This is a genomic window from Actinomadura sp. DC4, assembly GCF_030406325.1.
Classification (GTDB): domain Bacteria; phylum Actinomycetota; class Actinomycetes; order Streptosporangiales; family Streptosporangiaceae; genus Actinoallomurus.
This window is the reverse complement of the sequence record NZ_JAUEQY010000045.1, coordinates 46,673-66,868: the sequence shown is the minus strand read 5'-3', so window position 1 is coordinate 66,868 and position 20,196 is coordinate 46,673. Positions and strand designations below refer to the sequence as shown.

Below are 20,196 nucleotides of genomic sequence, written 5' to 3'. Positions count from 1 at the left end.
CACGCCGTGGGCGTCTTTCCGCTGGTCGGCCGAGATTCGACCGTATGAGACCACGGGGACGAGCGAACTGGATGGGGACATGGCCACCTCCGATTACTTCTTGCCGGAGGTTAAGTTCTACAACCTCGTCTACCGCGAGGAGGAGCGGGAGATGATCCCGTTCTGCCGCGACCAGTGCGTGGGCGTCGTCCCGTGGAGCCCGCTCGCCCGCGGGCTGCTGGCCGGCACCTGGGAGCGCGGCGGCGAGCGGCGGACCGTACGCTCCGCCGGCGACACCTACGGCGAGGAGCTCTACGACGAGGACGACTTCGCCGTCGTCGACGCCGTACGCGCGGTCGCGAAGGAGCTGGGCGTCCCGCCGGCCCGGGTCGCGCTCGCCTGGCTGCTCGGCCGGCCGGGGGTGACCGCGCCCGCCTGCGGGGCGACCAGGACGCGTCACCTGGACGACGCGCTCGCAGCCGTGGACCTGGTCCTCGGCGCGGCGGAGACCGAACGGCTGGAGGCGCCGTACCGGCCACATCCGGTCCGCGGCCACACCTGACCACGCCGCCCCTGACCGGTGAGACAGGATTCCCTTGACGGCGTGAGAGAGTTTCCCTATCGTCCCCGTCCAAAAGGAAAGCTTCCTTACTAAAGCTGGCCGGGACGCCGCCGGGCGGGACGAGTCGCCCGATGGCGCGCCGGCCGCGCGGCCCGCCGCCGGGCCGTCCGTCCTCACCGCGGAGGTACGCGTGGCAGGCTCACCTCGGACCGATCCCGGCACCGGCCGTGCCCACCCCGGACGCCGCGTCCTGGCCGCCGCGGCCGTCGCCGCGGCGCTGGTCGCCGTCCCCGGCGTACCGGCGAGCGCCGGGCCGCTCCACACGCCCCGCCCGGTGGCGCCGCCGCGCCTCGTGCCCGCCCCGGCCTCGCTGCGCACCCTGCCGGGCGTGTCCTTCACCCTGACCCGCCACACGCGGATCGTCGCGCGGCCCGGCTCGGGCACCGCCGGCAGCTACCTCGCCGGGATCCTGCGCCGCTCCACCGGCTACCCGCTCCCGCTCACGGCGAGCGGCGGCTCGCGCGACGTCATCTCGCTCGGCCTGTCGGGCCGGGAGAAGGGCGAGGGCTACCGCCTCGACGTGACCAGGGCCTCCGTACGCCTCGAGGCGGGTTCGGCCGCGGGCCTGTTCCGCGGCGTGCAGACGCTGCGCCAGCTCCTGCCGCCCGCCGTCGAGTCGCCGACCGTCAGGCCGGGCCCGTGGACGATGCCGGGCGTGGCCGTCCAGGACTCCCCGCGCTTCGCCTGGCGCGGCACGATGCTCGACGTCTCCCGGCACTTCTTCACGGTCAAGCAGGTCGAGCGCTACATCGATCTGGCCGCCCTGTACAAGATCAACACGCTGCACCTGCACCTGAGCGACGACCAGGGCTGGCGCATCGCGATCAACGGCTGGCCGCGCCTGGCCGCCTACGGCGGCAGCACCGCCGTCGGCGGCGGCAAGGGCGGCTACTACACCCAGGCCGACTACAAGGCGATCGTCCGGTACGCCGCCGACCGCTACATGAACGTCGTCCCGGAGATCGACGGCCCGAGCCACACCAACGCCGCGCTCGCCTCGTACGCGAAGCTGAACTGCGACGACAAGGCCCCGCCGCTCTACACCGGCACCGAGGTCGGGTTCAGCTCGTGGTGCATCGCCAAGCCCGTGACGTACGAGCTGCTGAACGACGTGCTCGGCCAGCTGGCCGAGATGACCCCCGGCCCGTACCTCCACATCGGCGGCGACGAGGCGCACAGCACGACCCCGGCCGACTACGCGACCTTCATCGGCAAGCTCGGCCCGATCGTCGCCAAGCACGGCAAGAAGATGGTCGGCTGGAACGAGATCGGCGCGGGGAAGATCGCGCCCGGCTCGGTCGCCCAGTACTGGAACACCGCCACGGGCTCGGAGGACGGCACCCAGACCGCGCGTGATGCCGTCGCCCAGGGCGCCAAGGTCGTCATGTCCCCGGCCAACCGCGCCTACCTCGACATGAAGTACGACGAGAGCACCCCGCTCGGCCAGGACTGGGCCGGCCTCATCGAGGTCAGGGACTCCTACGAGTGGGACCCGGCCGCGCTGGTCGACGGCGTCGCCGAGAAGGACGTCCTCGGCGTCGAGGCGCCGCTGTGGTCCGAGACGCTCGTCACGAACGACGACATCGACTACATGGCCTTCCCGCGGCTGCCCTCCATCGCCGAGATCGGCTGGACGCCGCAGTCCCAGCGCACCTGGAGCGACTTCCGCGTCCGCCTCGCCGCGCAGGGGCCGCGCTGGTCGGTCATGCCGGTGCACTACTACCGCTCGCCGCAGGTGCCCTGGCCGACCTCCTGACACGCGCGGCGCGGCGGCCTCACACGGCCACCTCGCGGTCTTGTCGCGCTCTCCGATCCCGTCTAGTTTCAGGCGGGACCGGGGAGCGGTGAGGAGCGTTTGCCATGGGCTGGTGCGCGCGGCTCGGCCGCCTCGGCGCGGCGCTGCTGCTGGGCGCGGCCGCGGTGTCGGGTCCGCCCGCGTACGCGGCCGGTGAGGCGCCCGGGGCGCCGGGCGGCGGCTCGTCCTGGACGACCGGCGACAAGACCGCGCTGGGCACCGCCACGGCCGCGGCGTCCAAGGTCTGGTTCACGGTCGCCAAGGGCGTCACCTCCGAGGTCTTCTACCCGCGCACCGACGTGCCCGACGTACAGGACCTGCAGTACGTCGTGACGGACGGCTCGACCTTCGCCGACCTCGAGCGCGACGCGACCACGCACACGGTCTCGATGCCGGACGAGAGGTCGCCGGAGTACACCGTGACCAACACCGCGGCGAGCGGCCGCTACCGCCTGACCGAGACCTACGTGACCGACCCGGCCCGCTCCACCCTCCTGGTCAGGACGCGCTTCGAGTCGCTGGACGGCGGCACGTACCGGCTCTACGCGCTGTTCAACCCGTCCCTGGCGGGCAGCGGCGGCAACGACACCGGCGGCTGGGACGGGTCCGCGCTGGTGGCCTCCGACGGACAGCCGGTGTTCGGGTCGACCGTGGCCTCGGCGCTGAGGTCCTCGACCGGCTTCAGCACGCACGACAGCGGCTACAGCGGCACCGCGAGCGACGGCCTGACCGACCTGCGGGCGAACAGGCACCTCACCGGCCAGTACGACACCGCGAGCGCCGCCGGCAACATCGTCCAGACCGGCGAGGTCCCGGTCGGCGCGGACACGACGTTCACGCTCGCGCTGGGCTTCGGCGCCGACCGTACGGCGGCGGCCTCGGCGGCCACCGCCTCGCTCTCGGCGGGCTTCGCCGCGGCCGAGACCTCCTACGCCTCGGGCTGGCACGGCTACCTCACCGGCAGGACGGTGCCGGTGAGCGTGTCCGGCGACACGGCGCGCCGCCGCACGTACCTCGTGGGCCTCATGACGCTGCACGGCCTGGAGGACAAGACCTTTCCCGGCGCGAACGTCGCCGGCCTGGCCACGCCCTGGGGCGACTACGTCGACGGTGGCACGCTGAACGACGGCTACCACCGCGTCTGGGCGCGCGACCTCTACCAGCAGGGCACCGCCCTGCTCGCGGCCGGCGACGCCGCGCAGTCCAGGCGCATGGCCCAGTGGCTCTGGGACCGCCAGCAGATCACCGCGTGGACGCCCGGCGACGGCGTCACGTACGGACCCGGGTCCTTTCCCCGCTACTCGCCGGTCGGCGGCGTGAGCGGCGCGACCCCGCAGCAGCTCGGGTGCTGCGAGCAGCTCGACGAGGACGCCTTCCCGATCGTCCTGGCGTGGCAGACCGGGCTCACGGACGCCGCCACCTGGAACAAGATCAAGCTGACCGCCGACCACATCGTGAGCTTCGGCCCGGCCACGCCGGGGGAGCGCTGGGAGGAGCAGGGCGGCCTGTCGTCGTCCACCGTCGCGGCCGAGATCGCGGGCCTGGTCTGCGCGGGCGACATCGCCCGCCGCAACGGCGACACGGCGAGCGCCGCGACGTACGAGAGCACCGCCGACGCGTGGCGGAACGCCCTCGACGGGCGGACGTTCACCACGACGGGGTCCTTCGGCGACCACTCCTACTACGAGCGCATCGAGCACGACACGAACCCGGACGACACCTACGCCCGTACGTTCTCCGACGGGACGTGGTGGGAGCGCGACATCGTCGACGGCGGCTTCCTCGACCTGGTCCGCCTCGGCGTCCGTCCCGCCTCGTACGCCCCCGTGACGGCCTCGCTGGCCGAGCTCGACGCGGTCGACTCGGTCACCGCGCCGAACGGCGACGTGTACTGGCACCGCTACGACCACGACTCCTACGGCGAGAGCCAGGACGACGGCACCGGCTGGCCCGCCGGCCACGGCCACCCGACCGGCCGCGCGTGGCCGCTGCTGTCGGGCGAGCGCGGGGAGTACGAACTGGCCGCGGGCCGGCCGGCGACCGCGCAGCTGAAGGCGATGGCCGACAGCGCGAACGCCGGCCGTCTCCTCCCCGAGCAGGTGTGGGACCGCGCGAGCCAGTACGGCTTCACGTTCGGCGGCGCGACGGGCTCGGCGGCGCCACTCGCCTGGGCCGAGGCGGAGTACGTCCGGCTCGCCCAGTCGATCGACGCGGGGCGCCCGGTCGACCGGCCCTCGGTCGTCGCCGCGCGCTACGGGATCTCCTGACCGCCGGGGAGCGCACCCCCCTTCCGCCGGGCTGACCTGCGGGGTTACCGTCGTAGTGTGCCGCGAGGCCCGCGGGTGTTCCGATCCCGCGAAGGTGCACGACTCATCGCACCGCCCTGCCCGTGTGGCCCCGGCGGCCGGGAGAAAAGGATGACGAGGTCGTCGATCCGCCCCAGAAGGTCCGGCCCCGTCACTTGACCGGCTCCACGCGCATCCGGAGCCGGCGATAGGGGCGCCGGACGCCGACGACGGTCACGGCCGCCGGGCGTCCGGCGCCCTCTCACTCGCCGTTCGGCTGATTTCGACAGCCTGCTGACGTTATTGTGTAATTCGGCCGCATACACCGCGTAATGGCAGCATGTCCTAAATGTGCACTGTCATTATGCACGTGCGCATAGCATGTGCACGATCTATGATGTCCGCAATCACCGGCGGGCGCGCTGGCCCGTGAGCCTCCGCATCGATCACAGAACGCCACACGATCCGCCGATCCTGTGACGCCGCATCCGTGAGGGCGTCGTTCTTAGGGGGACCGATGCGTCGTCGGATCGGTGACATGGGACATGACGCACCGCCCGGCCCCTCGGGGGTGGCGTGGCGTAAGAGCAGCCGGAGCAACCCGAGTGGCAACTGTGTGGAGCTGGCACTCGTCCCGGCCGGGACCCGCCATCCGCGCGACACGGACGGCCGTAATGCGGAATGCGCACGTCGGCCGGACCTTTAGCACGCCGCCGGCCGTCTCGGCCAGCGGCGCCCGCCTGGCTGGCCGAAGCCGGACGGCTCGTACGGGCGAAAGCGCGTCACCCCGCCGCGACCGTCGGCGCCCCGCCCGCGTCCGGGCAGCGTGCGCCGTCAATGCCGTATTCCGGCCACGTTCCGCACCACTTATTCGGCACGCCAGTACCGACAGGTAAGGTCATGACCAGCGCTGGGGAGCGGGAGGTGGCCGTTGAACGACCGACTGTGGACGTGGCCGAACGCATTGAGCTTCGCCCGTCTACTGGGCACGCCCGTCTTTCTGTGGCTTGTGCTGATCAAGCAGGACTGGTGGGCGCTGGGCATCCTCGTCTTCGCCGCGCTGTCGGACTGGCTGGACGGCAAGCTCGCCCGGATGCTCGACCAGACCAGCCGGATCGGCACGCTCCTGGATCCCGCGGCGGACCGTCTCTACATCTTCGCGACCCTGATCGGCCTGGTCGTACGGGACATCGTCCCGCTCTGGCTGGCCGTGGTGCTCGTCGCCCGCGAGGTGTACATGGGACTGCCGCTGTTCCTGCTGAAGAGACACGGCTACGGCCCCCCGCCGGTGCACTTCATCGGAAAGGCCGCCACCCTCTGCCTGCTGTACGCCTTCCCGCTCCTCCTCCTGGGCGCGCACGACGGTTCCTGGGCCACGGTCGCGAAGGTCATCGGCTGGGCGTTCACTCTCTGGGGAACCGGCCTGTACTGGTGGGCGGCCGTCCTCTACACCGTCCAGGTCCGGCAGCTCGTACGGGCCGGAGACAGCACCGGTGAACTGAAGGGAGCCGAACCCAGACCATGATCGGCGCACCCATCGCGAAGGAGTGGCTCCAGTGAAGGCCGTTGTGATGGCGGGTGGCGAGGGGACGCGGCTGCGGCCGATGACGGCCAACCAGCCCAAGCCGCTGCTCCCGGTGGTCAACAAACCGATCATGGAACACGTGCTGCGCCTGCTCAAGCGGCACGGCTTCACCGAGACCGTCGTCACCGTCCAGTTCCTCGCCGCGCTCGTGCGCAACTACTTCGGCGACGGCGAAGAGATCGGCATGGCGCTGAGCTACGCCACCGAGGAGATGCCGCTCGGCACCGCCGGCAGCGTCAAGAACGCCCAGGACGCCCTCCGCGACGAACGCTTCCTTGTCATCTCCGGCGACGCCCTCACCGACATCGACCTGACCGACCTCGTGCGCTTCCACAAGGAGAACGGCGCGCTGGTCACCATCGGCCTCAAGCGGGTGCCCAACCCGCTGGAGTTCGGCATCATCATCATCGATGACGACGGCCGCGTGCAGCGGTTCCTGGAGAAGCCGACCTGGGGCCAGGTGTTCTCCGACACGGCCAACACCGGCATCTACGTCATGGAGCCCGAGGTCCTCGACCACGTCGCGGCGGGCGAGTCGGTCGACTGGTCCGGCGACGTGTTCCCCAAGCTCCTCGCCGAGGGCGCGCCGCTGTACGGCTACGTCGCCGACGGCTACTGGGAGGACGTCGGCACCCACGAGAGCTACCTCAAGGCCCAGGCCGACATGCTGTCCGGCAAGGTGGACATCGAGCCCGACGGCTTCGAGGTCTCCCCGGGCGTCTGGGTCGCCGAGGGCGCGGAGGTCGACTCCGAGGCGGTGCTGAAGGGCCCGCTCTACATCGGCGACTACGCCAAGGTCGAGGCCGGCGCCGAGCTGCGGGAGTACACCGTGCTCGGCAGCAACGTCGTCGTCAAGGAGGGCGCGTTCCTGCACCGCGCCGTCGTGCACGACAACGTCTTCATCGGGCCCTCCACGAACCTCCGCGGCTGCGTCGTCGGCAAGAACACCGACGTGATGGCCGGCGCCCGCATCGAGGAGGGCGCGGTCATCGGCGACGAGTGCGTCATCGAGTCCGAGGCGTACGTCTCCAGCGACGTCAAGGTCTACCCCTTCAAGACGATCGAGGCCGGCGCGGTCGTCAACACGAGCGTCATCTGGGAGTCCCGCGGCCAGCGCACGCTCTTCGGCCCGCGCGGCGTGTCCGGCCTCATCAACGTAGAGATCACGCCTGAGCTCGCCGTACGCCTCGCGAGCGCGTACGCCACGACGCTCAAGAAGGGCGCCAGCGTCACCGCCTCCCGCGACGCCTCCCGCGCCGCCCGCACCCTCAACCGCGCCGTGCAGAGCGCGCTCACCGCGAGCGCCATCAACGTGCAGGACCTGGAGGCGTGCCCGGTCCCGGTCGCGCGCTATGAGACCGCGCGCGAGGACTCCGTCGGCGGCATCGTGATCCGTACGACCCCGGGCGACTCCCAGGGCGTCGACATCGTGTTCCTCGACGACCAGGGCGCCGACCTGTCCCAGAGCGCCCAGCGCAAGCTGGAGCGGGTCTTCGGCCGCCAGGAGTACCGCCGGGCCTTCCCCGGCGAGATCGCCGAGCTGTCCTACCCCTCCCGGGTCGTGGAGACGTACGTGCGCGACCTCCAGAGCTGCGTCAACATGCGCGGCGTACGGGAGGCGGGTCTGAAGATCGTCATCGACTGCGCGGGCGGCACGGCGTCTCTGGTGCTCCCGCAGCTGCTCGGCCGGCTCGGCGTCGAGGTGCTGACGGTCAACAACCGGCTCGACGAGGTGTCGCCCACCGAGACGCTCGCCGAGCGCATGCGCGACCTGCAGCGCCTCGGCGAGCTCGTGTCGTCCTCACGGGCGGCGTTCGGCGTGCGGTTCGACCCGGTCGGCGAGCGCATCAGCCTCGTCAACGAGAACGGCGAGCTGATCAGCGACGACCGCGGCCTGCTCGTCGTGCTCGACCTGGTCGCCTCCGAGCGCCGGGGCGGGCGCGTGGCGCTCCCGGTCACCACGACGCGCGTGGCCGAGCAGGTCTGCAGGTTCCACGGCGTGCAGGTCGAATGGACCTCCACCTCACAAGACGTGCTCACCAAGGCGGCCACCGCCGAGGACAGCATCTTCGCCGGCGACGGCCGGGGCGGCTTCATCATCCCGGAGTTCAGCCCGACCGTGGACGGCATCGCCGCCTTCATCCGCATGCTCGGCCTGGTCGCCCGTACGCGCCTGACGCTGTCCCAGATCGACCACCGGATCCCCGAGGCGCACCTGCTCAAGCGGTCCGTGCCCACGCCGTGGGCGGCCAAGGGCAGCGTCATGCGCCACGTCGTGGAGGCCGCCGGCGACCGCGTCGTCGACACGACCGACGGCGTACGCGTCATCGAGGACGACGCAAGCTGGATCCTCGTGCTGCCCGACCCGGCCGAGGCCGTCACCCACCTGTGGGCCGAGGGCGCCGACCGCGACTCCGCGCAGGACCTCCTGCAGGACTGGGCCCGCGTCGTCGAGAGCGCCGGTACTTGATCGGTACCGACACGCCGGCCGGCGAGGACGAGGCGGTCCCGCGGCGGCGGTTTCCCCGCATGCGAAAGTGGCTGCGGCGCGCCGGCGTGACCGTCCTCGCCCTGGCCGTGGCCGGCACGGTCTTCTCATTCGTCTACAACGCGGCGACCGCGGCGCGCGCCCGCCCGCCGGCCGGGCTGACGTACGTACGGACCGGCGACCTGATGACGCGCTACCGCGTGTGGGGGAGCGCCGGCTCGCCGATCGTGCTCGTGCACGGGGCCGCGGAGTCCGCCGACACGTGGGAGCGCCTGGCCGGGCTGCTCGCCCGCGACCACCGCGTCTACGCCCTCGACCTGAACGGCGCCGGCTACACCTCGCGGCGCGCGCCGTACACGCTGGACCACCAGGTGCGGCAGCTCCTGGCCTTCCTGGACGCGATGCGGCTCGACCGGCCGGTGCTCGTGGCCCACTCGGCGGGCGCCGCGACCGCGGCCGAGGCGGTGCTGCGCGCTCCCGGGCGGGCCGGCGGCGTGATGTTCCTGGACGGCGACGCGCTGAAGAGCGGCGCGGGCCCCGGCCCGGCGGTGCGTTACGTGGTCGTCCCGCCGTACCGGACCACGCTGCTGCGCCTCGTCCTGCGGTCCGACTGGCTGATCCGGACGATCTACTCCTCCCAGTGCGGCCCGGCGTGCCCGCGCCTCGACGCCGCGGGCGTGGAGGTGTGGCGCCGGCCGTACCAGGTCGCGGGGGCCGAGACGGGGGTCTGGGGTTCGCTGCGGTACGGCGTGCCGGGCCTGAGCGAGGCGCGGCTGGCCCACCTGCGCGAGGTCGCGCTGCCCAAGGCCGTCGTGTACGGCGCCGAGGACCACGTCTTCAGCCCGTCCTCGGCCGCGGACACCGCCCGGCGCATCGGCGCTCCGCCGCCCACGCTGATCCCGGGCGCGCGCCACCTGACGATGATCTCTTCGCCGGACGTGGTCGCGCGCCTGGTCGAGACGCTGGCGGCGCGGAGGTAGCGCGTCAGGCGCCACCGGAGCGGCGCAGCCGCCCGGAGACGACGGCCGGGCCCGCGTGCACGGTCACGCCGGTGAAGTCGCCGGGCGTCTCGGCCACCCAGTAGGTGTTCTCGATCAGGACCGCCGGGATGGGGCGGGGCGTCGCGTTACGGCCGGTGAACCGCACCGTGACCGCGGTGACTCCGGTGGGCAGCTGGCCCCAGGCCAGCGCCCACGGCGCGCCGCCGCGGGCGTTCCGCCGCGCGCCGCGCAAGACCGAGACCGAGACGGGGTTGGCGACGCAGACGTCGGCCATGCGGCCGTCCTCGTACACCTCCAGCGCCGCCCGGTCGGCGGCGCCCCGGCCGACCCGGACGGTCCAGCCGCTCATCGGCAGCCGCATCAGCGGCGCCGGCCCGGTCTGTTCCATCGGAAGACCCCCATCGTCGAGCGTGTGACGGCCAGTCCATCGCCTCCTCCTTGACGGCGCGTGCAGGCAGGCTGGAAGTTCGCTGTGAACCGGCCTCATGGCGCCGGCCGCGGGCGCGTGGTTCGGCGCGGTGCCGCGGGCTTGCCACAATGGGGCGGATGAGCGAACAGGGAGCACCGCGGCGCTGGGACCGGCCGGACGCCTCCATGTCGCTGCTCGCCGACCTGCTGTCCGGCTCCGGGCTCGACCCCGACTATGAGGCCGCCGCGGCCCGGCGCGCCGCCTCGGGCGAGCGGAGCAGCCGTTCGGGGCGTGTCTCCCGGCTGCTCGCCGCGACGGTGCTCCTCGGGTTGCTGGGCGCGATCGCGGTCGTCCAGGTACGCCGGGGCGCGCCGGTCGCCGAACGGCAGCGCAACGCCCTCATCGCCCAGATCCACCAGCGCACCCAGGAGACCGACACGCTGCAGCGGCAGGCCGACGCGCTGCGCGGGCAGACCGAGGCGCTCCGGAGGTCCGCCCTGGCCCGCAGCGACGCCGGGCAGGACGCCCGGCAGGAGCTCGACCGGGCCGCCGACGTGGCCGCGGCCACGCCGGTCAGCGGCTCCGGGACGGTCGTCACCGTGGACGACTCCCGTACGGCGCGCGGCCGGGAGGCCCAGCAGGACGGCCGGATCTACGACCAGGACCTGCAGCGGCTCGTCAACGGGCTCTGGGCGGCCGGCGCCACGGCGGTCGCCATCAACGGTCAGCGGATGACCTCGACGACCGCGATCCGGTCGGCCGGTGACGCCATCCTCGTGGACTACCGGCCGCTGTCGCCCCCGTACACCGTCTCGGCGATCGGCGGCGACGACCTCGGAGACGACTTCGCCGACTCGGCGGCGAGCCACGCCTTCCGCACCCTCAAGGCCACGTTCGGCATCCGCTACGACATCCGCCAGGATGGCAGCGTGCGACTACCCGCGGCCCCCGCCCTCGACCTCCGCTACGCACGGACGGAGACGCCCAAGTGATCGCGTTGATCGGCCTCGTCGCCGGGGTCGTCCTCGGCTTCGTGCTCCATCCCGGGGTGCCGCTGTGGCTGCAGCCGTACCTCCCGATCGCGATCGTGGCCGCGCTCGACGCGATGTTCGGCGGCCTGCGGGCCCGGCTCGACGGCCTCTTCGACGACAAGGTCTTCGTCGTGTCGTTCCTCAGCAACACGATCATCGCCGCGCTCATCGTGTTCTTCGGCGACCAGCTCGGCGTCGGCTCGCAGCTGTCCACCGGGGTCGTCGTCGTGCTCGGCATCCGCATCTTCTCCAACGTCGCGGCGATCCGGCGGAAGCTCTTCCAGGCATGAGCGAACCCGCGGAGGAGGAGAAGGAACGCGCCGGCCTGCTGCGCCCGCGCGTCAACCGGGGGCAGCTCATCGTGGCCCTGCTGTGCGCGCTGCTGGGCTTCGCCGTCGCGACGCAGGTGCACTCCAACGACAAGGGCACCAAGTTCGCCACCGCGCGCCAGGACGAGCTCGTCGGCATCCTCGGCGACCTGTCCCAGCGCTCGGACCGGCTGCGCTCGGACATCCGCGACCTGGACGACACCAGGGCCGGCCTGCAGCACGACACGCAGGGGCAGGCGGCGATGGAGGACGCCCGGCGGCGCGCGGAGACGTACGGCATCCTGGCCGGCACGCTGCCCGCGGCCGGCCCGGGCATCGAGCTGACGGTGAACGACCCGCAGGCGAAGGTGCACGCGGCCTCGCTCCTCGACACGCTGGAGGAGCTTCGCGACGCGGGGGCCGAGGTCGTCCAGGTGGACGACGTACGGGTCGGGGTCAGCACCTATTTCACCGACGAGCCCGGCGGCGGTGTCATGGCCGACGGGCACGCGCTCACCCGGCCTTATCGTTTTCTCGCCATCGGCGACCCGCACACGCTCGCGACCGCGTTGAACATTCCCGGCGGTGTACTCCGGACGCTGCACACCAGCGGCGCCCAAGGGGTGGTCACACAGCGGCAGAAAATCACTATTCAAGCGGTAAGATCACCTTAGGCGTGTCCTTATTAACTTCTGGGGCAGCGCGTGTTTCATCCGGTTCTTCCCCCGCGCGGCGGCATGGACCGGGGATCAGTGCCACCGGTAGCTTGAGGGCATACGACGCCTGTCGCGGTTGACCCCCTCGGGCATTGCCGCGTAAGTTGCGGCAACCGTCGTTGTGGCGGGTGAGGGACGAAAACGGGCGTCATCGCCCGGCGGCGCTCGAAGGGGGGATCGCGTGCTGGGGACATGCCGGACGTACGGCGCCGCTAAGGCCCGTCAGTCCTCGACTTCCGCGCCGTACGGTGCCATAGGCACACTCGAGGCCATAGGTAGGAGGCCGAGCCGATAAATGCCGAGCGTCTTCTGCACGCAGTGCGGTCACGCCAATCCGGAGGATGCCCGCTTCTGCTCGAATTGCGGTACGCCGCTGACCCGGGGCGTTCCGCCGGTGATGGGCGATCCCGGCGATTCTTCGACGTCGACCATCTCGCTGGGCGCGGTGGATGCCGCCGACGGCGAGCCGGGCGACGAGCTACCGGCTGATCACGCCGGTGTCGAGGCCCTCCCGCCGAACACCGCGTTGCTCGTCGTCAAGCGAGGGCCGAACGCCGGGAGCCGGTTCCTCCTCGACAGCGATACGACCACCGCCGGCCGCCACCCCGAGAGCCACATCTTCCTCGACGACGTGACGGTGTCGCGGAGGCACGCCGAGTTCTACCGCCGCGGCGCGCAGTTCTCCGTACGCGACGTGGGCAGCCTCAACGGCACCTATGTCAACCGCGAGCGCATCGACGAGGCGGGCCTGTCCGGTGGCGACGAGGTCCAGATCGGCAAGTTCCGGCTGGTGTTCCTCACCAACCCGGCTCAGCACAACGCCGCCGACGGCCGGCCTCCAGGAGGGCTGTGAGGGCGTACGAGCGATTCCCCGGGGCGTGGCTCGGCCACGCCTCCGGGGACGCCGTGGGCGAGCGGCGGGGGCGCGGATGAGCGCCTCGGCCGCCCGTGCCCACATGAGCATCGGTGAGGTGCTCGGGCTCCTGTCGGCGGACTTCCCCGACGTCACCGTCTCCAAGATCCGCTTCCTCGAGTCGGAGGGGCTGATCGAACCGGAGCGCAGCCCGTCGGGCTACCGGAGGTTCGGTCCGGGCGACGTCGAGCGGCTGCGCTTCATCCTGACGGCGCAGCGCGACCACTACCTGCCGCTGCGGGTCATCAAGGAACACCTCGACGCGGCCGGCCGGGGCGAGACCCTGCCGCCGCTCGAAGCGCGGGCCCGGCGCCGCCGCGAGCCGCGCGGTCTGGTCGCCACCGACAGCGTGTACGAGGACGCCGGCGACGTGCGCCTCACCCGCCGCCAACTCCTCGACACCACCGGCGTCGACCCGGAGGTACTGACCGAGCTGGAGGAGTTCGGCCTCGTCAGCCGGACGGGCGGCCAGTACGACGGCGACGCGCTGACGGTCGCCCGGGCGGCGGCCGAACTCCGGGCGTTCGGCTTCGAGGCCCGCCACCTGCGGGCGGTCAAGGCCGCCGCCGACCGGGAGATCGGCCTGATCGAGGCCGCGGTCGCCCCGACGCTGCGCCAGCGCAGCCCGGGCGCGCACGGGCGGGCCGCGGAGACGGCCAAGGAGATAGCGTCACTGTCTTTGAAGCTGCACGCGGCCTTGGTGTCAAGCGGCCTGCGCGCAGCGCTGGACCCCTGACCTGCACCTGTTCGCGGCGGTGTGCGGTGGTTCGCTCTGGTGGCCAGCGCGGACCCCTTGTCTGTGGCCGGTCGGCGCATGCGTGACCCGCTGTGTCGGGAAGACCGCCGCATCGGCGGAGCCCGCATGCATGCGCGGGCTGCGGGGACGGTTAAGGAGATGGCGTCGCCGTTCTGAAACTGCATGATGTCAAGCGGCTCGCGCGCCGCGTTGGACTCCTGACCTGCACCTGTTTGCGGTGGTGTGCGGTGGTTCGCCCTGGCGGTCGGCGCGCGCATGACCCGCTGTGGTCGGCAAGATGGTCGCGTGGAGGTCGGCGCCGGCCAAGCCTGGGCGCGCGTGCGTGGGCTGCGGAGACGTGCCCGGCCCGTGCCCCGGGACGGCGAAGGAGATCGTGTCGCTGCCGCTGAGCCTGCGCGCCAGGCGCGTGTTGCGCGGCTCGCGTGGCGCTCGATCCTCGAGCGGCACCTGCTCACCGCGCGGGCGGTGATCGCGCCGGCGGTCCGCCGGCCTGGAGCGGTCGGCGTGCCCGGGATCCGGTGCGGTCGCAAGGAAGACCGTCGCGTCGAGATTCGCGTCGGCGTGGCCCGAGCGCGGATGCGCGGGCCGCAGACGCGGCGGAGGGGATCGTGTCCTCGCCGCTGAAGCCGCATCCCGCACTCGCACCGAATGGCCCGCGCACGACGCTGGACCGTCACCTGGGCTCCGTTCGCCGTGTCCTGCTCCGGTACCTCGGCCGCCGGCGCGTGCCCATGGCCGCACGGTCGAAAGGAGATCGTCGCGTCGGCGCGGCTGGGGCGCGCATACGCGGGTGCCCCGGACGGCCAGGGGAATCGCGTCGCTGTCGCCGGCCTGTACGCCGCTTGTGTCGAGTGGTCTGCGCGTGGCGCTCGATCTCTGCGCGCCTACCGGCCGTGTGGGCGGTGATTCGCCCTGGCGGTCTGCTCCGGCCCTCGGCCGAGAGGTAGTCCGCGCAGCGGACCTGCGCGGTCCCAAGGAAGATCATTGCGTCGGCGTGGTCCGGGCGCAGCTGCGCGGGTCGCTCATACGGCCGGTCCATCGCTGCCGCTGCGTCGGCGCGGCCTGGGCGTGCATGGGCGGGCCGAGGAGACGGCCAAGGAGATTGCCTCGCTGTCCCCGAGTCCGCAGGCAGGCCCGCCCTGAGCGGCCCGCGCACGGCGCTCGGGCCCGCGTACCGGAGCCCGTTCGCCGGGTGAGCGGTGTTCGGGCATCGCGCGGTGTTCGCGGCGGCGTCCGGCGTTCGTCGGGGCGGCCCGGTCCGGCCACGGCCGGGGGCGGTCGGCACGCCCGGGACCGGTGTGGTCGGGGCGAAGATCATCGCACCGACCCCCGTGCCCGACGTCGCTCTGGGCTGCTGAGGTACCCCTCCGGTACGCGTCGCGGGATCCTGTTTGGGCCTTCCACAGGGCCCCGTCGCGGCCGTGCCGGGGTGTACGTTGGGCTAAAGGGTTTCAGGAAAGCCGTCTCAGCAGGGAGCCGCAGTGAAGCAGATGGAGGTCGTCGGCGTACGGGTCGAGATGCCCTCCAACCAGCCCATCGTGCTCCTGAAGGAGACGGATGGGGACCGCTATCTGCCCATCTGGATCGGAGCGGTGGAGGCCACCGCCATCGCCTTCGCCCAGCAGGGTGTGCTGCCCGCCAGGCCGCTCACCCATGATCTCTTCCGTGACGTGCTGGACGCGTTCGAGGTCCAGCTTCGCACGGTGAACATCACCGCCCTGCGCGAGGGCATCTTCTTCGCCGATCTGGTCTTCTCCAACGGCGTCGAGGTGAGCGCCCGGCCGTCCGACTCGATCGCACTGGCCCTGCGCACCGGTGCGTCGATCTTCGCCAGCGAGGACGTGCTGGAAGAGGCCGGCGTCGCCATCCCGGACGAGCAGGAGGACGAGGTGGAAAAGTTCCGCGAGTTCCTCGACACCATCTCGCCCGAGGACTTCGGCCGCGCCACCTGACCCCGGGTCTGAAGAGCCCACGCGTCACGGTCCGCCGCCGACGGTCACATGCGGACGCCCGGCGTCCGACTTTTCATGCCCCGACGGCAATCCGGCGGGAAAGTTTCTTTTCCCCACTCATGGGCATAGCTTGTGTCCAAGCGCCGGTGGTACGTGGGCAGATGCCTCATTGACAGCGACTGCGGTGTTTTGGAGACGTAGTAACGGTTTGCAGTCGCGTGCGACGCGCCGAGGGCGGACGTTGACCCTGGTCTGGCCGCGACCTACCGTGCTGCTTGAACACCTGCGGTGTAATTCCGTCAAACCCCCTTGGTGGATCACTGCGGGATGATAGAGCCGGAGGTCCGCGTGGCGGCAAGCAGCGGCGAGGGCAAGGCGGCCCGCGACAGGCGCGATGCCTCTCAGCGCGCCGGTGAACAGGGACTCCTGTTCGGTGGCGTGGTGTCACCCCTGCCCGACGACGTCGGGTACCGCGGTCCCACGGCATGCGCTGCCGCCGGCATCACGTACCGCCAGCTCGACTACTGGGCACGTACCGAGCTCGTGCAGCCGAGCGTGCGCTCCGCCCACGGTTCGGGCTCGCAGCGCCTCTACAGCTTCCGCGACATCCTGGTGCTGAAGGTCGTGAAACGGCTGCTCGACACGGGGGTGTCGTTGCAGCAGATACGTACGGCCGTGGAGCACCTGCGGGATCGGGGGGTCGAGGACCTGGCGCAGATCACGCTGATGTCCGACGGCGTGAGCGTCTATGAGTGCATGTCGGCCGACGAGGTGGTGGATCTTCTCCAGGGCGGCCAGGGGGTCTTCGGCATCGCGCTGGGCAGGGTCTGGCAGGAGGTGGAGGGCAGCTTGGCGGAGCTGCCCGCTGAGCGGGCGCACAGCGACGACGACGGCCCCAGTGACGAGCTCGCCCACCGCCGCCGCGCCCGGCGTACGGGCTGACCCCCGAACGACCCCGAACGACCCGCAAGGGGCCTCAGATCGCCTCTTGCCGCTGAAGGTGGGAGAACGCCGCCCAGCCCGGCAGCACCGGCAGCCAGAACGTCAGCAGGCGGAACATCAGCACCGCCGAGGTCGCCGTCCCGGCGGGCAGGCCCGCGAGCGTCAGGCCCAGCGACAGAGCGCCCTCCACGGCGCCCAGGCCGCCCGGAGTGGGCGCGGCCGAGCCCAGCGCGTTGCCGGTGAGGAACACCACGGCGACCGTCGCCAGGCCGAGTGAACCCCCGAACGCCCGGATCGAGGCGTCGAGGCACAGGACGAACGCGGCCGTGAGCATCAGCGTGCCGCCCAGCCCGGTGGCGATCTTCTTCGGCGACTGGAGCACGTCCAGCAGCCGGGGGATCACCCCGGCGAACAGGGACCGCGTACGCGACGTGATGAGCCGCCGGATCGGCCCGATCGAGAAGACGACGATCGCGAGCACGGCCGCGGAGAGCAGCGCGACGATGATGATCCGCGACGGCGGCAGCGCCGGCCCCGAGGTGTCGCTCCCGGTGACGTAGCCGAACAACAGGATCAGCAGCACGTGGCAGCCCATCCCGGTGACCTGGGAGGCGCCGACGCTGGCCGCCGCCTGCCCCGCCGGGACCCCGGCCTTCTGGAGGTAGCGCGTGTTGATCGCGATGCCGCCCACCGCGGCCGGCGCCACGAGCTTGACGAACGACGCCGCGAGCTGCACCAGCACCGTACGGGACAGCCGCAGCCGCTCGGGCACGAAGCCGATCAGCATGAACGCCGCCGCCAGGTAGCTCAGCGCCGAGCCGGCCACACCGACGCCGAACCACCGCCAGTCGGCGTGCGAGGCGAGGGCGACGACGTCGACGTTGCCGAGCTGGGACAGCAGGAGGTACGCCCCGAGCATGCCGGCGATCACGCTGACGAGCGTGCGCGGGCTGAAGCGGTCGAGCTGGGCGGGCTCGGCGGCGATCTCCGGGCGGAGCACGCGGATCCGCTCGCGTATCCCGCTGAGGAGGCGCTTGTCCCTGCGCAGCGCCGTACGCGTGCTGCGGGCGAGCACGACCTTCTGCAGCAGCGGCACGGCGGAGGCGAGGGACTCGGGGCCGAGCACGCCCGCCGCCGTGCGTACGGCGCGCTCCGGCCCCACCCGGAGCGCGACGTCGGTCAGGAGCTGGGCCAGGTCGATGCGCAGGGCCAGGTCGCCGGCGGCGGTCTCGCCGGTGCGCAGGTCGATGAGGTACGGCTCGCCGCCGGCGTCGATGAGGATGCTGTCCGCGACGAGCCGGCGATGGGCGAGCCGGTGCTTCTGGAGCGTGCCGAGGAGGGTCCAGACGGCCGTGAGCAGCTCGTCGGTCAGCTCCTCGTCGGGCAGCCCGGCGAGCGTGCGCCCGGGCACGTCCTCGTACGCGAGCAGCGCCGCCTCGCTGCCGACCTCGGAGGTGGCCAGGAGCCGTGGCGTCGCCGCGCCCGCCGACGCGGTGGCGTAGGCCATCAGCGACTCCTGCTCCAGCGACCGGCGCAGCGATCGGATCGTGCGCCGTGGCGTGCCGCCGCGCAGCCGTACGCGCCGCCACAGCCGGTAGAGCAGGTCGGAGGTCTGCTGGTCGCGGTCGAGCACCGTGACGTGGATGGTGCGGCCGTCGGCGAGCGTCGCGCCGTACCCGCGTGAGTCGTCGTGGTCGCCGGAGGTGCGCGTGGCGTGGACCGGATCGAGCCCGAGCCGCCGCAGCGCCGCCATGACGGCCCGGCCCGGGGGCCGCGTGTTGGGCGACCCGGCCGCGTACAGGGTGCCGTAGCCGATGGCGCGTCCGATGACGTAGGTCGTGACGATGGCGAGCGGCGTGATCCCGCCCGCCGCGAGCGCGGCCACCGCGTCGAGGCCGATGACGAGCCAGGTGACGAGCTGCCAGCGGGTACGGCCGCCGAGCCGCACGGCCGTGACGTACGCGATGACGGGCGTGATGTCGATGTGCGCCGGGCCGGGGAACCAGCCGCCGTGCCGCTTCCACGTCAGGTACCAGGCGAGGTCGCGCATGCCGGCGGCCGTGACCCACGAGTCGACGGCGAGGGACACGCCGAGCGCGACGACCGCCGCGAGCACGCCGATCGCGATGCGCAGGCCGTCGCGGTGGATGAGCCGGTCGACGCCGAAGGCGACCGGGACGGCGAGGACGCCGATCCCGGAGGCGAGCCCGGCGAGCGTGAGCAGCAGGTGGGGGGCCTGTTCGGTCCCGTGCGTGATGTCGGAGGCGAGCCCGCTGGTCGTCTGCCGCGCGATGTGCGCGAGCCCGAGGATCACGACGATGATCCCGACGGACAGCAGGAACCGGATCGCGTCGGCCGGCCGGCGGATGCGCGCCGGGAGAGAGGGCTCCTCGACGAGCGGATCCGGCGCCGCGTCGCGGGCGGCCGCGTCCGGGGCCCGCGTCAGCATGTCACCGTCGCGGGGCGGGCCGGGGGATTCGTTGGCGGGCACGAGAGGAATCTTCCCAGCCCGGGTCCCGGCTCACCCGGGGGACACCCGCCGGAGGCCGAAAGCGGGCCTCGCGGAGCCGTCCGTTCAGATGCCGAGGCGGGCCGAGATGCCGTCCAGGACGCACCGCAGGCCGAACTCGAACTGCCACTCCGCGTCGTCCTCGTTCGAGCCCTCGATGATGTAGCGGCTGAGGGTCGGATAGCGCCCGGTGCCGAACATCCAGCGCACCCAGGGCAGGTAGGCCATCCGCACGTCGTCCTCGTCCGCCCAGCCGCGGCGCTCCAGGGAGTCGAGCTGGGCCACCTCGGCGACGATGGCGCCGCGGGCGAAGGAGCCGACGGTGCCGAAGACGGCCATCATCGTGTCGACGTCGAGGCCGAGACCGTCGATGGAGCCCAGCGCCCTTTCGGTCAGGGCGAGGTTGGCCGGGGACAGCGCGGACGGCACGCGGGTGTAGGCCTGCTGCATCCAGCGGTGCTGGAGGCTCAGCGCGCGAAGCTGCCGCGCGTACGCGTCGGCGACCTCGCGCCAGCCGGCGTCCGGCAGCTCGACCTCGGCGGCCACCGCGTCCAGCATCAGCTCATAGACCTCGTCCTTGCCGGTGACGTAGCGGTAGAGGCCCATCGTGGCGACGCCCAGGCGCTCGGCCAGGTGCCGCATCGACACCGCGCTCAGGCCGTCGGCGTCGGCGATCTCGACGGCGGCGCGGGCGATCTGGTCGTGCGTCAGAGCCGGGCGCGGGCCACGGGAGGAGCCCTCGACGCGCTCCCATAGCACGGGCTTCAGGCGAGGGTCCTTCGCCCGCTGCTCCTCGTACTCATCGGCCAGCTTGCGCAGGACCGCGTCCGGGCCCTCACCTGCCGAATCCGCCGAATCTGCCATACCGCCCTCTCATCCGGAACCCGCGTACAACCTACCAGCG

Annotated in this window: 17 protein-coding genes; 14 read left to right on the top strand and 3 right to left on the bottom strand. The window is 72.2% G+C overall.

The window, feature by feature from the left end:
* The 7 genes from QWU11_RS43420 to QWU11_RS43390 all read left to right on the top strand — a co-directional run.
* Positions 1–541, top strand: a 541-nt coding sequence (locus tag QWU11_RS43420) for an aldo/keto reductase (RefSeq protein ID WP_290120443.1), incomplete at its 5' end; no start/stop codon positions are given.
* A 190-nt stretch (positions 542–731) separates the two neighbouring features.
* Positions 732–2,357: a beta-N-acetylhexosaminidase gene (locus QWU11_RS43415; RefSeq protein ID WP_290120442.1), complete on the top strand. Its 1,626-nt coding sequence runs from the start codon at positions 732–734 to the stop codon at positions 2,355–2,357.
* Positions 2,358–2,461: 104 nt separating this feature from the next.
* Positions 2,462–4,663, top strand: a complete 2,202-nt coding sequence (locus QWU11_RS43410) for a glycoside hydrolase family 15 protein (RefSeq protein ID WP_290120441.1) — start codon at positions 2,462–2,464, stop codon at positions 4,661–4,663.
* Between the two features lie 535 nt (positions 4,664–5,198).
* The gene (locus QWU11_RS43405; RefSeq protein WP_354670949.1) at positions 5,199–5,387 is read left to right on the top strand and encodes a DUF397 domain-containing protein; all 189 of its coding nucleotides are present in this window, start codon (positions 5,199–5,201) and stop codon (positions 5,385–5,387) included.
* Between the two features lie 225 nt (positions 5,388–5,612).
* Positions 5,613–6,206 carry a CDP-alcohol phosphatidyltransferase family protein gene (locus QWU11_RS43400; RefSeq protein ID WP_290120439.1) on the top strand — a complete coding sequence of 198 codons (594 nt, stop codon included), beginning with the start codon at positions 5,613–5,615 and terminating at the stop codon, positions 6,204–6,206.
* Between the two features lie 31 nt (positions 6,207–6,237).
* Entirely contained in the window at positions 6,238–8,736 is a 2,499-nt protein-coding gene (locus QWU11_RS43395) for a mannose-1-phosphate guanyltransferase (protein WP_290120438.1), read from the top strand.
* The gene (locus QWU11_RS43390; protein ID WP_290120437.1) at positions 8,733–9,734 is read left to right on the top strand and encodes an alpha/beta hydrolase; all 1,002 of its coding nucleotides are present in this window, start codon (positions 8,733–8,735) and stop codon (positions 9,732–9,734) included. The genes QWU11_RS43395 and QWU11_RS43390 overlap by 4 nt, the downstream gene beginning before the upstream one ends.
* A 4-nt stretch (positions 9,735–9,738) precedes the next feature.
* Here the strand turns inward: QWU11_RS43390 and QWU11_RS43385 are convergent, their stop codons facing one another.
* Positions 9,739–10,143, bottom strand: a complete 405-nt coding sequence (locus QWU11_RS43385; protein WP_290120436.1) for a hypothetical protein — start codon at positions 10,141–10,143, stop codon at positions 9,739–9,741.
* Between the two features lie 158 nt (positions 10,144–10,301).
* Here QWU11_RS43385 and QWU11_RS43380 point away from each other — a divergent pair, with 158 nt between their 5' ends.
* From QWU11_RS43380 to QWU11_RS43350, 7 genes are all read left to right on the top strand, one after another.
* The gene (locus QWU11_RS43380) at positions 10,302–11,156 is read left to right on the top strand and encodes a DUF881 domain-containing protein (RefSeq protein ID WP_290120435.1); all 855 of its coding nucleotides are present in this window, start codon (positions 10,302–10,304) and stop codon (positions 11,154–11,156) included.
* A complete protein-coding gene (locus QWU11_RS43375) occupies positions 11,153–11,485 on the top strand; it encodes a small basic family protein (protein WP_290120434.1) in 333 nt (110 codons plus the stop codon). Before QWU11_RS43380 ends, QWU11_RS43375 begins: the two co-directional genes overlap by 4 nt.
* Entirely contained in the window at positions 11,482–12,177 is a 696-nt protein-coding gene (locus QWU11_RS43370) for a DUF881 domain-containing protein (protein WP_290120433.1), read from the top strand. The genes QWU11_RS43375 and QWU11_RS43370 overlap by 4 nt, the downstream gene beginning before the upstream one ends.
* Before the next feature lie 337 nt (positions 12,178–12,514).
* Positions 12,515–13,072 carry an FHA domain-containing protein gene (locus QWU11_RS43365; RefSeq protein ID WP_290120432.1) on the top strand — a complete coding sequence of 186 codons (558 nt, stop codon included), beginning with the start codon at positions 12,515–12,517 and terminating at the stop codon, positions 13,070–13,072.
* Positions 13,073–13,175: 103 nt separating this feature from the next.
* Positions 13,176–13,868, top strand: a complete 693-nt coding sequence (locus QWU11_RS43360) for a MerR family transcriptional regulator (RefSeq protein WP_290120431.1) — start codon at positions 13,176–13,178, stop codon at positions 13,866–13,868.
* Positions 13,869–15,370: 1,502 nt separating this feature from the next.
* A complete protein-coding gene (locus QWU11_RS43355) occupies positions 15,371–15,841 on the top strand; it encodes a bifunctional nuclease family protein (protein ID WP_285576096.1) in 471 nt (156 codons plus the stop codon).
* 348 nt (positions 15,842–16,189) lie between these two features.
* Positions 16,190–16,783 carry a MerR family transcriptional regulator gene (locus tag QWU11_RS43350; RefSeq protein ID WP_290120430.1) on the top strand — a complete coding sequence of 198 codons (594 nt, stop codon included), beginning with the start codon at positions 16,190–16,192 and terminating at the stop codon, positions 16,781–16,783.
* A gap of 34 nt (positions 16,784–16,817) precedes the next feature.
* On the opposite strand, the gene QWU11_RS43345 is transcribed toward QWU11_RS43350, so the two are convergent.
* Together QWU11_RS43345 and QWU11_RS43340 are read right to left on the bottom strand one after the other, a co-directional pair.
* Positions 16,818–19,274 (bottom strand): lysylphosphatidylglycerol synthase transmembrane domain-containing protein, encoded by a 2,457-nt coding sequence (locus QWU11_RS43345; protein WP_290120429.1) that lies wholly within the window; start codon positions 19,272–19,274, stop codon positions 16,818–16,820.
* 84 nt (positions 19,275–19,358) lie between these two features.
* Positions 19,359–20,156, bottom strand: a complete 798-nt coding sequence (locus QWU11_RS43340; protein WP_290120428.1) for a TetR/AcrR family transcriptional regulator — start codon at positions 20,154–20,156, stop codon at positions 19,359–19,361.
* Positions 20,157–20,196 lie beyond the last annotated feature (40 nt).

Excerpts from the sequence above, each read along its gene's own strand:
- QWU11_RS43385 (WP_290120436.1), bottom strand. The coding sequence starts at position 10,143 with ATGGAACAGACCGGGCCGGCGCCGCTGATGCGGCTGCCGATGAGCGGC.
- QWU11_RS43410 (WP_290120441.1), top strand. The coding sequence starts at position 2,462 with ATGGGCTGGTGCGCGCGGCTCGGCCGCCTCGGCGCGGCGCTGCTGCTG.
- QWU11_RS43370 (WP_290120433.1), top strand. The coding sequence starts at position 11,482 with ATGAGCGAACCCGCGGAGGAGGAGAAGGAACGCGCCGGCCTGCTGCGC.
- QWU11_RS43360 (WP_290120431.1), top strand. The coding sequence starts at position 13,176 with ATGAGCATCGGTGAGGTGCTCGGGCTCCTGTCGGCGGACTTCCCCGAC.
- QWU11_RS43380 (WP_290120435.1), top strand. The coding sequence starts at position 10,302 with ATGAGCGAACAGGGAGCACCGCGGCGCTGGGACCGGCCGGACGCCTCC.
- QWU11_RS43340 (WP_290120428.1), bottom strand. The coding sequence starts at position 20,156 with ATGGCAGATTCGGCGGATTCGGCAGGTGAGGGCCCGGACGCGGTCCTG.
- QWU11_RS43365 (WP_290120432.1), top strand. The coding sequence starts at position 12,515 with ATGCCGAGCGTCTTCTGCACGCAGTGCGGTCACGCCAATCCGGAGGAT.
- QWU11_RS43405 (WP_354670949.1), top strand. The coding sequence starts at position 5,199 with ATGCGTCGTCGGATCGGTGACATGGGACATGACGCACCGCCCGGCCCC.